18 protein-coding genes are annotated in these 14021 nt (G+C 34.3%); 4 read left to right on the top strand and 14 right to left on the bottom strand.

The genetic code is table 11. The features are described 5' to 3' along the window. Window positions 1-4 precede the first annotated feature (4 nt). Genes iolC through JNUCC83_RS11605 form a run of 3 tightly spaced genes read right to left on the bottom strand, consistent with a single transcriptional unit; the run spans window position 5 to window position 3272 of the window. Window positions 5-964 carry a 5-dehydro-2-deoxygluconokinase gene (iolC, locus tag JNUCC83_RS11615; protein ID WP_454460112.1) on the bottom strand — a complete coding sequence of 320 codons (960 nt, stop codon included), beginning with the start codon at window positions 962-964 and terminating at the stop codon, window positions 5-7. 17 nt (window positions 965-981) lie between these two features. Further along, window positions 982-1800 carry a 5-deoxy-glucuronate isomerase gene (gene iolB / locus JNUCC83_RS11610; protein WP_454460111.1) on the bottom strand — a complete coding sequence of 273 codons (819 nt, stop codon included), beginning with the start codon at window positions 1798-1800 and terminating at the stop codon, window positions 982-984. Window positions 1801-1814: 14 nt separating this feature from the next. Continuing rightward, a complete protein-coding gene (locus tag JNUCC83_RS11605) occupies window positions 1815-3272 on the bottom strand; it encodes a CoA-acylating methylmalonate-semialdehyde dehydrogenase (protein ID WP_454460110.1) in 1458 nt (485 codons plus the stop codon). A gap of 224 nt (window positions 3273-3496) precedes the next feature. Here JNUCC83_RS11605 and JNUCC83_RS11600 point away from each other — a divergent pair, with 224 nt between their 5' ends. After that, entirely contained in the window at window positions 3497-4249 is a 753-nt protein-coding gene (locus tag JNUCC83_RS11600) for a DeoR/GlpR family DNA-binding transcription regulator (RefSeq protein WP_454460109.1), read from the top strand. A gap of 111 nt (window positions 4250-4360) precedes the next feature. Here the strand turns inward: JNUCC83_RS11600 and JNUCC83_RS11595 are convergent, their stop codons facing one another. The 3 genes from JNUCC83_RS11595 to JNUCC83_RS11585 are packed head-to-tail and all read right to left on the bottom strand — an operon-like array spanning window position 4361 to window position 7260. Continuing rightward, window positions 4361-5593, bottom strand: coding sequence for a dicarboxylate/amino acid:cation symporter (locus JNUCC83_RS11595; RefSeq protein WP_454460108.1), 1233 nt, complete (start codon window positions 5591-5593; stop codon window positions 4361-4363). Between the two features lie 4 nt (window positions 5594-5597). Beyond that, on the bottom strand, window positions 5598-6335 hold the full coding sequence (locus JNUCC83_RS11590; RefSeq protein ID WP_454460107.1) for an aspartate/glutamate racemase family protein: 738 nt from the start codon (window positions 6333-6335) through the stop codon (window positions 5598-5600). Window position 6336: 1 nt separating this feature from the next. Then, window positions 6337-7260, bottom strand: coding sequence for an ABC transporter substrate-binding protein (locus tag JNUCC83_RS11585; RefSeq protein WP_454460106.1), 924 nt, complete (start codon window positions 7258-7260; stop codon window positions 6337-6339). 220 nt (window positions 7261-7480) lie between these two features. Between JNUCC83_RS11585 and JNUCC83_RS11580 the strand changes: the two genes are divergently transcribed. Together JNUCC83_RS11580 and JNUCC83_RS11575 are read left to right on the top strand one after the other, a co-directional pair. Next, window positions 7481-7711: a hypothetical protein gene (locus tag JNUCC83_RS11580; RefSeq protein WP_454460105.1), complete on the top strand. Its 231-nt coding sequence runs from the start codon at window positions 7481-7483 to the stop codon at window positions 7709-7711. A gap of 256 nt (window positions 7712-7967) precedes the next feature. Continuing rightward, window positions 7968-8282 (top strand): hypothetical protein, encoded by a 315-nt coding sequence (locus tag JNUCC83_RS11575; protein WP_454460104.1) that lies wholly within the window; start codon window positions 7968-7970, stop codon window positions 8280-8282. 13 nt (window positions 8283-8295) lie between these two features. Here the strand turns inward: JNUCC83_RS11575 and JNUCC83_RS11570 are convergent, their stop codons facing one another. The 8 genes from JNUCC83_RS11570 to JNUCC83_RS11535 all read right to left on the bottom strand — a co-directional run bounded on the left by JNUCC83_RS11570 (window position 8296) and on the right by JNUCC83_RS11535 (window position 13337). Then, entirely contained in the window at window positions 8296-8820 is a 525-nt protein-coding gene (locus JNUCC83_RS11570) for a GNAT family N-acetyltransferase (protein ID WP_454460103.1), read from the bottom strand. After that, window positions 8810-9337: a DNA topology modulation protein gene (locus tag JNUCC83_RS11565; protein ID WP_454460102.1), complete on the bottom strand. Its 528-nt coding sequence runs from the start codon at window positions 9335-9337 to the stop codon at window positions 8810-8812. The genes JNUCC83_RS11570 and JNUCC83_RS11565 overlap by 11 nt, the downstream gene beginning before the upstream one ends. 41 nt (window positions 9338-9378) lie before the next feature. Continuing rightward, window positions 9379-10176 (bottom strand): DUF2785 domain-containing protein, encoded by a 798-nt coding sequence (locus JNUCC83_RS11560; RefSeq protein ID WP_454460101.1) that lies wholly within the window; start codon window positions 10174-10176, stop codon window positions 9379-9381. Beyond that, entirely contained in the window at window positions 10173-10700 is a 528-nt protein-coding gene (locus JNUCC83_RS11555) for a GNAT family N-acetyltransferase (RefSeq protein ID WP_454460100.1), read from the bottom strand. Before JNUCC83_RS11555 ends, JNUCC83_RS11560 begins: the two co-directional genes overlap by 4 nt. A gap of 18 nt (window positions 10701-10718) precedes the next feature. Beyond that, window positions 10719-11156, bottom strand: a complete 438-nt coding sequence (locus JNUCC83_RS11550) for a GNAT family N-acetyltransferase (protein WP_454460099.1) — start codon at window positions 11154-11156, stop codon at window positions 10719-10721. A 62-nt stretch (window positions 11157-11218) separates the two neighbouring features. Next, window positions 11219-12085 (bottom strand): hypothetical protein, encoded by an 867-nt coding sequence (locus tag JNUCC83_RS11545; protein WP_454460098.1) that lies wholly within the window; start codon window positions 12083-12085, stop codon window positions 11219-11221. 14 nt (window positions 12086-12099) lie between these two features. Beyond that, a complete protein-coding gene (locus JNUCC83_RS11540) occupies window positions 12100-12768 on the bottom strand; it encodes a class D sortase (RefSeq protein WP_454460097.1) in 669 nt (222 codons plus the stop codon). Next, complete coding sequence (locus JNUCC83_RS11535) at window positions 12768-13337, bottom strand: hypothetical protein (RefSeq protein ID WP_454460096.1); 570 nt, start codon at window positions 13335-13337, stop codon at window positions 12768-12770. Before JNUCC83_RS11535 ends, JNUCC83_RS11540 begins: the two co-directional genes overlap by 1 nt. Before the next feature lie 167 nt (window positions 13338-13504). Between JNUCC83_RS11535 and lepB the strand changes: the two genes are divergently transcribed. Next, window positions 13505-14005, top strand: coding sequence for a signal peptidase I (gene lepB / locus JNUCC83_RS11530; protein WP_454460095.1), 501 nt, complete (start codon window positions 13505-13507; stop codon window positions 14003-14005). The last annotated feature ends 16 nt before the right edge of the window (window positions 14006-14021 follow it).

Raw genomic sequence — 14021 nt, 5'->3', positions numbered from 1 at the left:
CCTTTTAGTTTGATTGTTCTTCCATTAACGCTTCAATTTGTTCTACTGTTGGCATTGCCTCAGAGGAACTATGTTTACTTACCACAATGGCAGCTGAAGCACTACCATACTGTAAGGCTTCTTGGATGGTTTTTCCTTTCGATAAGGCATACAAGAAAGCTGCCGCATAAGAATCTCCCGCGCCAAACGTTTTTAATACATTTGATTTATACGCTTTACCACGGAATGTTTCGCCCTCTTTTGTATAAGCATATGACCCTTCCACACCATGCTTAATCACAATTAATTCAGGTGCATGTTGGAATAAATACGCGACTGTTTTGTCGTTATTTCCTTCTGTTACGTTTTCCAACATATTAAATTCATCACGTGTTCCGATCACCACATCAGATTGCTCTGCAACGACTGAGTAGTAAACAGATACTTCTTCCGCGTTTTTCCATGTGTAAGGACGGTAATCTAATTCGAAAACCACTTTAACATTATTTTTTCTCGCTAACGCAACCGACTTCAACACGGCTTCACGGCTAGGACTTTGTGCCAAGCCTGTTCCCGATACAACCAACATTTTAGCTTGTTTAATATACTCTTCATTGACTTCACTTGGCTCTAAATATAAGTCAGCCACATCATCCCGATACATTAAAATACTACATTCTGATGGACTGAGGATTTCAGTGAAAGCTAATCCTGCTTTGTGTCCTTCTGTATCAACCACTAAATTACTGGTGTCGATTCCAACACCAGACATATAATTTGAGATAAATCGACCATGTTGATCATCAGGAATTTTCCCAATAAATCCACAAGATAATCCTAATTTTGAAGCACCAATTGCAATATTCGCTGGAGACCCTCCAACATATTTACTAAATGTTTCTGTCTCTTCCATTGGACGATTATACTCGACTGCATTTAAATCAATACACGCACGACCAACGGCAATTAAATCATAAGTTGTCATAGTTAAACTCCTTTTTATTAATCTCTACTTAAAATCCATTCATGATCTTTGTCATTATGAAATTGCCATTTTTTGATTGGCCCTGCCATAATATTTAAATAATAACCATCGTATCCATCAGGGACTGATACTGGATGATAACCTTTTGGTACTAACACCACATTTTCATGTTCTACAGTCATTGTTTCATCTAACGAACGATCATCGGTATACACTCGTTGGAACACAAATCCATGTTTAGGGTTCATTTCATGATAATAGGTTTCTTCCAAGAATGATTCATGTGGTAAATTGTTTTGATCGTGTTTATGAGGGGGGTAGCTAGACCAGTTACCACTATCTGTATACACTTCAACCACTATCAATTTATCTGAAATGGGACTTTGATCATCCATAATATTGTGAACAGTACGTTTGTTTTGATATTTACCACGATGTTCCACTGTATTATCTGATGCTTTAATTAAAGTAGTTGGTAATTCTTTTTTACTTGGAGCATAAGCGATTAGCACCCTAGCTTCATCACTTGTCGTAATCTGGAATGCTTTACCACTTGAGACATAGACACTATCCGTTGGCACTCGGTCAAACACGTCTTGACGATTTCCAATTTGTTTAAATGACTCATCTCCAACTGTTACGTCAATTTTTCCAGACATGGCAACAATACACGCTTCTAAATCCGTTAATTTTTCCGTATAAATGCCATCGTCCGATAAATTTAAGATACGCATTTCAATATAGCGTAATCCGTCCGCCTCACGTGTCACGTGATGGCATTCCACCACGTGTTCAGATAATTCTTTTTTATAGGGACGTCGTTTTAAATCAACCATGTTATTTCCTCCTTTTACACGTCACTACGTGCGTAACGGGCAGTCACAACCTTGTTACGTGTGTAAAAATCAACGCCTGCTTTTCCATTTGCTGGTAACGTTCCGTAGAATGAAGATTTCCAACCTGAGAATGGGAACATCGCCATAGGAGCAGGAACCCCTAGATTAATCCCTAACATACCAGCGTCAATGTTTTCTCTAAAGTAACGAATTGCTGACGCATTATTAGTAAATAAACAAGCACCATTGGCAAACTCTGATGCATTGGCAATAGAAATTCCTTCTTTTAAATCTTTAATTTTCATAATAGATAATACTGGAGCAAATAATTCATCTTTCCAGATTGTCATATCTGTTGTTACACCTTCAAAAATAGTTGGTCCAACAAAGTAGCCATCTTCATCTAATTGGTCACGACCGTCACAGATTAAGTTTGCACCGGCTTCAACACCTTGCTCGATATAGTTTAAGGTACGATCTAAGTTTTCTTGACGAATAACTGGTCCCAAGAACACCCCATCATCTAATCCATTACCCATCTTGATATCTTTTGTCGCTTTGGTTAATTCTGCCATAAAGTCATCGTAGATACCTTCTTCTACTGTTACCACTGCAGCAGCCATACAACGTTCACCAGCTGATCCAAATGCCGCACTTACAATGGCAGGGATACTGTCTTTAAGGTTTGCATCATTTAATACAATCGTATGATTTTTAGCTCCTGTTAGAGATTGGACACGTTTTAAGTTTTTAGACCCTTCGGTGTAGACATATTGACCAACTGGTTGTGACCCAACAAATGAGATAGCTTTAATATCTGGGTGTTGTAATAAACCGTTTACAACGTCATGTGCGCCAAAAACAACGTTGAATACACCGTTTGGAAGACCAGCTTCTTCTAATAAACTCACTACTTTTTCCATTAACATCGGGGCTTTTTCAGAAGGTTTCAATACCACTGTATTTCCTGTAGCAATCGCCATTGGGAACATCCAGAATGGAACCATCATCGGAAAGTTAAATGGTGTAATTCCACCAACCACTCCGATTGGGTATTTATAAACACTTGCTTCAACATCTGTTGCGATAGAAGATAAATTATCCCCCATCATTAAAGTTGGTGCTCCTGCAGCAAATTCTACGTTTTCAATACCACGTTGAACTTCACCATAAGCTTCAGATAAAGCCTTTCCATTTTCTAACGTGACTAATTTAGCTAGCTCATCTTTGTTTTCAACTAATAACTGATGAAATTTATATAAAATTCTTGCTCGTCTTGGTACAGCGACTTCTTTCCATGTTTGAAATGCTTCATGCGCTACTGTTGCTGCATGGTCTAAATCCTCACGAGTTGAGAGTGGCACATCACACATTGCTTCTTTTGTTGCAGGGTTAACTACTGTTTCGTATGTGGTTGTTTGACTTTCTACCCACTCACCATTTATATAATTTTTTAATTTTCTAATCGCCATTTGTTACCCTCCATATATTTACTTAAAACATACCATTTCCATTGTCATGTTTTGGTTGTTTTGGTTAAACTTTGATTTAATATTAACTTTAATTTATTCATTAGTCAATAATTTTTAATGATTTATTCAAAAAAATCATTAATTTATAGTTAAAATGATAAACTCTTGATAAACTTACGTTGGAATGTTATGATAGAATAAATGATAGAAAGTAGAGAAAATATATGAAAGAAAAACGATTTGAATCAATGAAACAATATATTTTGGATCATAATCATGTAAGTTTAAAAGAATTAGAAGACGAATTCAATGTATCGATGAATACGATTAGACGAGATGTGAATAAAATTTTAAATGATTCACGATTTGAAAAGGTTTACGGAGGAGTCAGTGTAAAAGAAGGAACGTTAGTTGACTTTGAATATCGAAATATTGAGAATAAAGAGGAAAAAAAAGAAATAGCTAAACAGGCAGCAACGTTTATTGAACCTGACGATTTAATTTATATCGATTCCGGTACAACAACTAAATATATTTTAGATTACATTGATGAAAATATACCATTGATCATTATTACTAATAGTTTAGATGTTGTATTAAAAGCAGAAAAGCTAAGAAAAGCAACTATTTTTTTAATTGGTCACATTTTCAAAAAGCCTACACGATCATTTGTTGGTGTCGAAAATGATGAATTATCTGTAAAATATAATATTACCAAAGCATTTATGGCAGCAACTGCTGTCTCTATTGACAATGGTTTAATGAATTCAGATATCATGGAGTACGAAATTAAACGTCAAGTAATGGACAAAGCAAACAAAAAATTTCTATTAGCAGATGAAACCAAATTTGATCGCTCAACCCTACTAACATATGCTGGTTTAGGTGATATTGACGTACTTATCACTAACAAACAATTTACAGAACCATACACGACCTATATATCTGAACACGATATCCACGTCTTAAACGTTTGAAAAAAAGAGTATAACGTATAAGGTGTATCATTAAAGCACAACAAAAAAGCAAAGTACAAAAGGGTTCCGTACTTTGCTTTTTTTGTAATAATTTAAATCAATCTCAATCGTTTAATTTTTAGCGTCAAATACTTCTTTGTCAAACTCTCCTAATTTATTGCTGACGATAATCGAAGAATACACATTTCCCATCACATTTAATGGTGCTCGTGTTAGTGAATAGAAATAATCTAGTCCAGCAAAGACTGCAACTCCCTCAACTGGTATACCAATCATTTGAAATACGATGGCCATTGAGACAATTCCGCCACCAGGTACCCCTGGATTACCAAATGAAGCAACTACAGCAAACAATCCTAACAAAATAAGTTTTGATGTCGTAAATTCTATTCCAAAAATTGACGCACAAGCAACTGCTGATAAGATATTAGAAATTGGGGCTCCGTTTGTATTCAAAGCATTTCCAAGTGGCAACACAAAATTGGAAATCCTTTCTTTTACTCCCATTTTATTTGGCACTTCGTTCAAAGCAACTGGTAATGTCACTGCAGAAGATGTTGTAGTAAATGCCATTAACATAATACTTGAACTATTTTTTAGCAATTGTACAATGTTTAGTTTATATCGGATAGACATGTAGAGGGTATATGCCGCAAAGAAAATAATATCTACCACACTGACTAACAACAGAATTTGTCCTAATGAAGCAAGAGCACTTACACCACTTGTTCCAATAACACCTGCAATCATAGCTGAAATACCAATTGGCGCATAGATCATCACGATGGTTACAATTTGCATGATCACTTTTCTTAATCCTAACGTAAATTCATACACACTATTTACTGCAGGATTGCTCTCTTTTAGTATATTCACTGATATACCAAACAATGCAGCAAATATAATAATTTGTACAATCGTACCATTTGCTAAAGCTGCAACAGCATTATCCGGTATAAAATTAACTAGCGTTTCTTGAATACTTTCGCTACCTGCTGCTCCCTCATAAGCTCCTTTACCAGGTACAGTAATATTTAAAATTGGTGGGAAAAATTTAGCTACAATAACGGATAAAACAGCAGAAAGAGACGTGCTGACAAAAAAGACTCCTAATGTTTTGAAGCCAACTGATTTCAATTCTTGAAGAGGTAGTGATGCACTTGCTTCAACAATTGAACAAAAGATAAGCAGTGGCACACACATTTTTACTGATCGTAGAAAGATATCACCTAGGAATTGGATGCTGGCTGTACTCTCTCCAAAAACAAGACCGATAATAATTCCAATAATTGAGCCAACGACAATACGCATCGACAAGCTTGAGTTTTTTATTTTATCTAACATATTTTTACTCCCCTTCTTCTTTGCCAACAAAATAATCAGCAATTGGTTGAGGTGGGTAGTTAAATTTTCTGATTTTACTTTGAGATAATCCGCTTTCAACAAACATGACTGCCATTTGAACAGCTAGTGCTACGGGATCAATTACCGGAATATTGAATGTTTCACTCAATGAATCAGCATATGGCGCAAAACGAGCCCCCCCTAAAACAACTACTTCAGCACCATCTTCTTGGATAAGTTTACCGATTGTGTACTCTAAATCATTTCTAGTTGAGTCTGTTGTTTCAACAATATCAGTATTCATCTCAATACCTCTAACTGAAGCTAATTTCGACTCAATACCTAACAGTCGTGTCAAATCTTCTTGATAAGGAATATTTTGATTAAATACAGTTAAAATAGAGTAACGGTGACCTAGCATTGGCGCAATCATCTGAGAAGCTTCAGCTATTGGAATCACCGGAATAGAAAGAGCTTCTTTTAATGCAAACATACCAAAGTTTCCAAACCCAGCTAAGACAAGTGCATCTGGCTTCACAGTCTCTATTTCCTTTAGTACTGCCCTAACAAAAGACCAGACAGATTGGTAATCGCCAAACACTGAATCAATATGTTTAGAGCCTAACGGATTAGTAAATGGGATTAATTCAATAGATGCATCTGTTATATTTTTTCTTGCAGATTCCATTAAAACATCTGTTAATTCTTTATTACTATTGGGATTTGCTACCATTATTTTCATATTACTGACCATCCTCTCTTTTGTTTAACATGGCATCATAAGGTCCGTTATTAACTAGTGTGTGATAAGGAATAGGTTGATCAATTAAATCACCTAACTGCAAATCTTTTTGCCAATCCATCAATTCATCTTCATTAATTCTTACTGAACGGGTCCACATTCCTTGGGCAATAAATTGGTCAATGGTTCTAATACCTTCCTCAACAGATAAATGAGGCCAGTATTTTTGAATAATGTCTTGACAGGCGTTACCACCATGATCTAATAAATAATCCGTTCCTTTTTGTAAACCAGAAACAAATCGAGTGAACTTGTCAGTGTCAGACTTAATGGTTTCAGGAAGTGTATAATAAACACTCCATGGAATTTTTGTGTCATTTTCAGTTAAATTGCAAAAGAAGTGTCCTTTATTTTTTGCAATCATTGCATGGGCAACATCTGGCTGTAAAACGATAAAGTCACCAAATCCTCCCTCAAATAACTCACACAACATTGATGTAGAAAAGTCATGAATGAATCGTATATTTGAAACATTCGCTCCTCCTTTTTGTGCACTTCCTAGCGCAGCAACATAGTGACTCGCGCCATCACCACCAGAAACTAACACACGTTTATTTTCCATTTCTTTCCAACTAAATGGTGTAACTGGTTCTCTAGACACAATAAATAGTGGGCATTTTGAGGCAATTTTTGCGACAGATTCATAATTTTTAATATGTTCGTGATACATTATAGGTACCCAAATACCTCCCAATAACGCATCAGCATCTGTTTGATTTATATCATCTAATCCTTTGACCCATGGTGTTGGGGTATAAGATATGACATCTAACCCTTCCTCTTTAAAGAATCCTAATTCATAGGCTAAATATTGAGGCATATAATTCATCGATACACCAGTCGCGGCAATTCGAAATTTTTTCATTAAATAGACCCTCTTTCACATTCATTTCATTCAAATGATACCGTTTTCTAAACACATAAATCTATGTGCAAAATAATCATTTATTGTATGTTTTTTGTTCAAAGTGACCGGAGTAATTTGTTCACTTAAAAAATTTAGCATGATACTAAATATGAGTTAGTCATAATATTCAATTGTTTTTACATATGATATGCTTTAAACACTTAATAAAAATGGTGATATGGTCGTCGACACGTCTATTCCCTTTTATCGAAGCATGTCTTCTTACATGTCCACTCGTGATGATTCTTCAAAAACAATTGAAGTAGTAATCGGCTATAGTTTCGATTGGTCTATGAAGCATAACGAAAGCATCTTAGTTTCTTTGGATAAGGAATTTATAAAAGATGCTAAAACGGTAAAGTTTATGAATCAAAAAGGAGACGTTCTAAAAACAGTCTCTCTTGATTAGTTAGATTTTTTAAGTTGCTTATGATAAACTTATCAACATTAAAGACTAGGAGAATACCCACATGATAATTTGGATAAATGGAGCTTTTGGTGCTGGTTAAACAACGATTGCTACTGAATTAACCAATCGAATTCAGCCGTCTTTTTTGTATGACCCCGAAAACATTGGGGATATTTTTCGCTCAAACTTACCTACTTGTATGCAAAAAAGTGATTTTCAATATTACCCTGAATGGCGTAAGTGGAATACTTACCTATTGAAGAAAATCTATCAAGAATATGATGGCGATATCATTGTTCCTATGACACTTTACAAACCTGAAGCGGTTGAGGGAATCATCCATTGTTTAAAAAACGACGCCATTCCCTTATGCCACATCCAACTAGATGTCTCTAAGGAAACGATTATCACTCGACTACAAGAGCGACCACCTGCTTTAATTGAGTGGGGAGAAAGTAAAGTTGATGAAATAAATGACGCTTTTCAGTCTGTTCCACAACATGAAAAAATAAATAATCCTCTTGAACAAGTCGTTAACGACATCATAAAAAAAATTAACCACCAACGCTAAATAGTGTTAGTGGTTAATTTTTTATCCAATATCTTCTAATCAACTGATTATCAGATTCATCATATACTTTGTTTTCTAATATACCACCATTATTCTCAATAATTTTTGCAGACCCAAAGTTATCATCATTACAGGTAATTAGAAATCTATCGTAATCACTTTCTTTTTTCATCTGTAATAACTCTTTTAACATCTTAGTGCCATAGCCTTTTTTTCTTTCAGATGGTGAAACAGAATAGCCAATATGTCCACCTATTTGCAACAAAAATTCATTTAAATCATGTCTAAAATGAATCATTCCTACAATTTTTCTATCCATTTCTCTAATATATATGTATTGTTCGCCTGTCACAAATGACTTATCAGGGATTGTTTCATACGATTCGTACAACGTTAAATGATTTAGCCATTCAGGTATATCTAAAAAATTGGATAGACCACTAGAGCCACCAATCCACCGAGTATTTGGTTGACTCAAAAAATCCTTTCTATACTCTAAAATTTCTTTCTGCCATTCTATTGTTGGTTTAATCAGCATATGATTTCTCACTTTCTATAAGTTGTAAAAACTGGGTCATTTCTTTCTTACTAGTCAACATCACTAATTTTTGGGATTCATTAAGGTGGGTAAGTTGTTCCCTAATTAATGGTTCATGATTTTTTGGAAAATGCCATATCCACTTTATAAATGAACTGTCTATTTTTTCTGGACATCCCTCTTGCATATCTGGTCTAGTTGTTCCACGATATCTAGCAACTCGCTTCAAAACTTGGTACAAACAAATTAATCGCGTTCTTTTTAAATAAATGATGGTATCCGCTTGTTTCACTCTGATATCTAGTGTACTACTATAATTTCCATCTATTATCCACTTATCTTGGTGAACCACTTGATGTAGTATCTCTATTTGTTCTTCTCTAGTACTCATTTCCCAGTTAGGTTTCCAAAATAATTTATCCAAATGGTACAACTGTATTGATAATTTCCCCTCTAATTGACGGCCAAACGTACTCTTTCCTGTGCCTGGTGAACCAATAATCATTATCCTTTTCATGTCTAAACCTCCTTATTATAAAGTAAGGTGTTTTAAATGTCCTAATAATGTGCTAAACAATCTAATAACTCTTTTTCAATTTCAATATCCAAACAATTGGATGATAAACAGTGGAAATAGATATAAGCTAACATATTTTTAAACATTGCTAAGCGATAAAAATCCAAATTGTTATCAAGTGGAAACGACACACTCTGTATCCAGTTTATTAAAAGCTTATTAGACATCTTTTTATGCTTTACACCCATAAAAAGTACGTGAGCGATTCGTTTTTCTTCTTCATCGAGAAAAGGTACTTCTGTTCTGTATATGATTCGTCTAATAGCTTCTAATACGTGAGCAACTTGAGACGCTTGAAACAAATCATGACTAACAACCTTACTTAAGTAGTCTCCGCCATGCGCAAAAGCATGAACCCATCCATATTTTTCTGAATAGCCCGTTCTATCAAACTCTTTTTGTAAATAACTCACAGATGAATTAAAAAAGTATTGTCGTTCCTCTTCAGTTAAAGAATGATAAAACAAGGAAGTATGGTCACCATCTACTTGCACGATAAAACCATTTAACAACGCAGAAAAGCTCCTAGTTAACGTTGTGGGCAATCCCTCTTCTATGTGATAAAAAATTAAATTTTCATTAATCGTTTTATCCTTAATATAGGCAAACTGTTCAAAAGTAAGCGTCCCTTCTACAAGACCACTGGCCAATGAACTAAATACTATCTCATCTCGAATAACGGCATCTGTGTTTCCTATGTTTTCCATTAGCCAATGTACCTCTTTATCCGAAAACACAAAATTTTCTGCATGGACTTTTTTTAATAATATTTCTTTCATTGAGCATTCCTCTCTCTCACATCCAATTGATACACTATTGTATCTCGATTATTTCCTAAACCATCTTTCCAATGATTTTTTAGCGTGTTTACTTTCTTAAATCCTAGAGAACGATACAACGCTACAGCACGATAGTTTTCTGGAGCTACGCTAAGCTCAATTTTATCAATAGAAAGTTCTTGTTTAATATACTCTATTCCTCTTAAAACAGTTTGATATCCGTATCCTTGCCCTTGCTTTTCTAATTGACCAATTTTCACATCAAACGTCGCTATCTTCTTTCGAATTATCTTATAACAAAACTCACCAATAACAAAGTCACTCTCGTCTAATACTAATAAAAAGTTGGAATATGCGTCTACTTGATAAGAACGAATAGACTCAATAACGTTTTTCTTAGTTATATTCAAACCGTTTGGATAACCAACAGAGCTCATAATCTCACCATTATTCCACCAACTTAAAATAATATCTGCGTCTAGTTCTGTTGCAGGTCTAAACGTCACTTTTATCTCTTTTTCCATCGTACCCACTCCAATATTCTATTGAATAGATTTAATAAATCGTTTCTGACTTTTCTGACCATCATAACCCAGCGATTCATAAAACAGATGAGCTTGATGTCTCGTTGAGCCTGAATTTAATCGAATACTCGTTATGTTGTTCTCTTTTGCGATTTTTTCTAGTTCTTCCATCAATCTTCGACCAATATTTTGACGTTGGAACGGTGTTGCAACAGCCAATCCTAAAATATTTAGCATGGTTTCACTATATAACGTATCATATCTTTCAGCATGAACATAACCTACTAACTTTTTTGATGAGTCATCTTCAAACCCTATCAGGTAATGATGTGTTTCATCTGTTAATATATGCTCTAATTGGACTTTTGTTTGTTCAAGGGATATGGTATAACCTAATTCTTCTGCATTTATTTTCTGTAAATCTAAAGCATCTGCTAGTGTCACATCACGTATCATGTTATTCTATCCTTTCAATAATTTAAGCCCAATCAGTCATTTGATTGGACTTTTTCTCTTATTTATATTTCTTGAAATTTCCTTCTAAATCCCCGTTTTTCCAGTCTTTTATATTCTTTGTATGAATACACACTCAATAATACTCCCAAAGCAAGAAACATCACACTCACTATCACTTGAATAGACATCGGTAAACTTAAACTTTTTTGAATCCAAGTCTTCATGTTAACGTCTATAATTGAAAGACTATCTAATGGTTTAGTTACCTTTAAAAATAAAGTAAATGAAACAAGCAATAATCCTGTTGTCGTGACTAAATAAGCAATATTCCGAATAAGCACGTGTTTATACCTATTACCAGCAAAATATAAACAAATAATCAGTATCACCAACACAATTCCTGTTGATAGTAACAATATATTGGACAATTTTTCAACCAAGGATACTCGTAAGCCAATAGCCGATACAACAGGATTATGGATTTTTCCATTATACTCTGTTACGACTTGATCAATAAATTGAGTCACAGAAGCTTGATTTGTTTCATTAATTGGCTTATTTTCTTTTTTAGCATAGGATTCCACAGCCGTTTGTACAGTTGTTTCAACCACCTTTTTATCGATATTATATGTTTTTCCACTAAAAGCACTTATAACAAATTGATCAAAATCTGTTTGGACATCTTTTTCAGTGATGACATCCTTTAAACCATCTTTTTTAATGCCACTCGCCATACCAACGTCTTCGATAGAATCATTAATAGATGTCGTCAATTGTTTAATATATTGACTATCCACAGCAGAGTTTATCCAATGGTTAGGTGATAATAAAAAAGTTTTAACAATCACCGTTTCACATAAAACAGTTAAACATATTATAGAAAGGAGCGTTAGTAAAAATTGGTAGATATTTTTTATTTTTTTATTCATCTATATACTCCTTCCTATAAATTTAAGTCAATCATTTTTCCAGCCACTCGCTCAGCATAGACAAACAACCTATCATCTGTTAAGCCAACCATATCAATTGGATAGCATGTGTAGAGAATGAGTTGATTATTATCCGACTTATTATAAAGAGACTCAATCGCTTTTTTATCATCAAACCTAGCAACTTGTTTACTTGTTACCTTATATTGATATGTTTCATAGTTTGTCTTTATCGTAATTGTATCATTGGTTTCAATACCATCAAGAGCTGCTAAGTCAGACGTGTTATGGCCACCAATCAACGTTGTTCCTTCTTCTCCAGGAAAGACACTTCCATTAAATTGTCCGACACCCACACGTAAGTCTTCTTGAGAGTCCCCGTAAACCAATCTAGCTTGAACATTAAATTTATCAATAATCACAGTTCCATATTCTGTTCCTAAACTAGGGTATTCTACTTGGGTTGACGGTATTTTATTATCCACTGCCTGTACACTTTTTTGCTTGCTCTCATCAAAAATTGACGGTATTTTTTGAGTTTCTGCTTTATTTGTTACTGTTACCGCACTCACAAATAAATCGACTGTTTCTTTAAATGGTAAAAACAACAAAACTAAAATAAAATATGCTGAAATAAAAAAGAGTACTGGCATATAAATATACGCCAGCACTCTTTTATTCATTAACAACTAGCACCTTTTCTTTTTGAAATAAAGCCTGTCACTACTGTCAATGCCACTAAACTAACTAATGCAATAATAGCACTTACTGGTGAAATTCCTGTTGTTTTTACAACTGGATTACTGCTTGTTGTCGCCACAAATACTTTTTTACCTGTTTTATTTATAATGTTCCCACTATTATCAACAGACAGCCCTAACGCTTTTGCAGCTTCTAAAATATGTGTTCTAATTTGATTTTGAACATCTTTAGGTAGTTGTTTCAAAAGATTTTCTAAACTTGTTGCCTTAATACCTGCTGAATTGTCTACAACCAATTGTCTAGCCGCATCAATATGTCCAACTACTGTATTGACTGTTGCTGCATTGTAGTCATTTGTTTTTAATTCATTTTCTGCTTGCTGAATGTCAGTTGTTGAGAAAAAGAAACGTTCACCCGCTTTAGTTGTAACTCCTTGATTTAAAGCATCGAGTATACGTTGCTCATCAGCTGATATCGCTCCTGCTGCATTTGCTGTTACAGGTACAAGAAATACAAGTAACGCAAAAAGTAATGATACTAATTTTTTCATTTTATTAAAACCCTCCTTTTTTATACTATTATAGTATACCACATTCAAATAATACAACAAGATTTTTTTGTGTATTAAAAGGGACATTTTTTATCACCTTATCACTTGATTTATATGGTGCTTTTTTTGAAACTACATTATAATAGACGTAGGAGGGAATCAAATAAATGAAAAAAATAATAAAAGATAATATACTATTAATTGTTGGCCTAGGAATTTTATTACTAGTACAGATGTTTATTGTTGCTCCCACAAGAGTATCTGGCGAGTCAATGAACCACACACTACAACATAATGATCGTAGCATTATTTACAAAAGTAAGGCTGTTAACCGATTTGATATTGTCGTCTTTAATACCGAGGAATTAACTGGTGAGGATAACCAATATGTGAAACGAGTTATTAGTTTACCAGGAGAAACCCTCACCTATAAAGACAATCAATTATTTGTCAATCACTCAAAAATAGATGAACCTTTTGACATTCGAGATCAACAATTAACAGGTGACTTTTCTTATACATTAGCTAACGATGAATACTTCGTTCTAGGAGACAATCGAGGAAATTCAACAGATAGCAGACAACTAGGTGGTATCAATAAAGAGTATCTCGTTGGGAAAATGATCTATCGATTTTATCCCCTCAACTCAGTAGGTAAACTTAATTAATAACAAAAGAAAGTGA

The sequence above is a fragment of the Vagococcus sp. JNUCC 83 genome (assembly GCF_053667615.1).
Note: the sequence above shows the minus strand (reverse complement) of the source record. Positions and strands in the feature narration are given on the sequence as shown.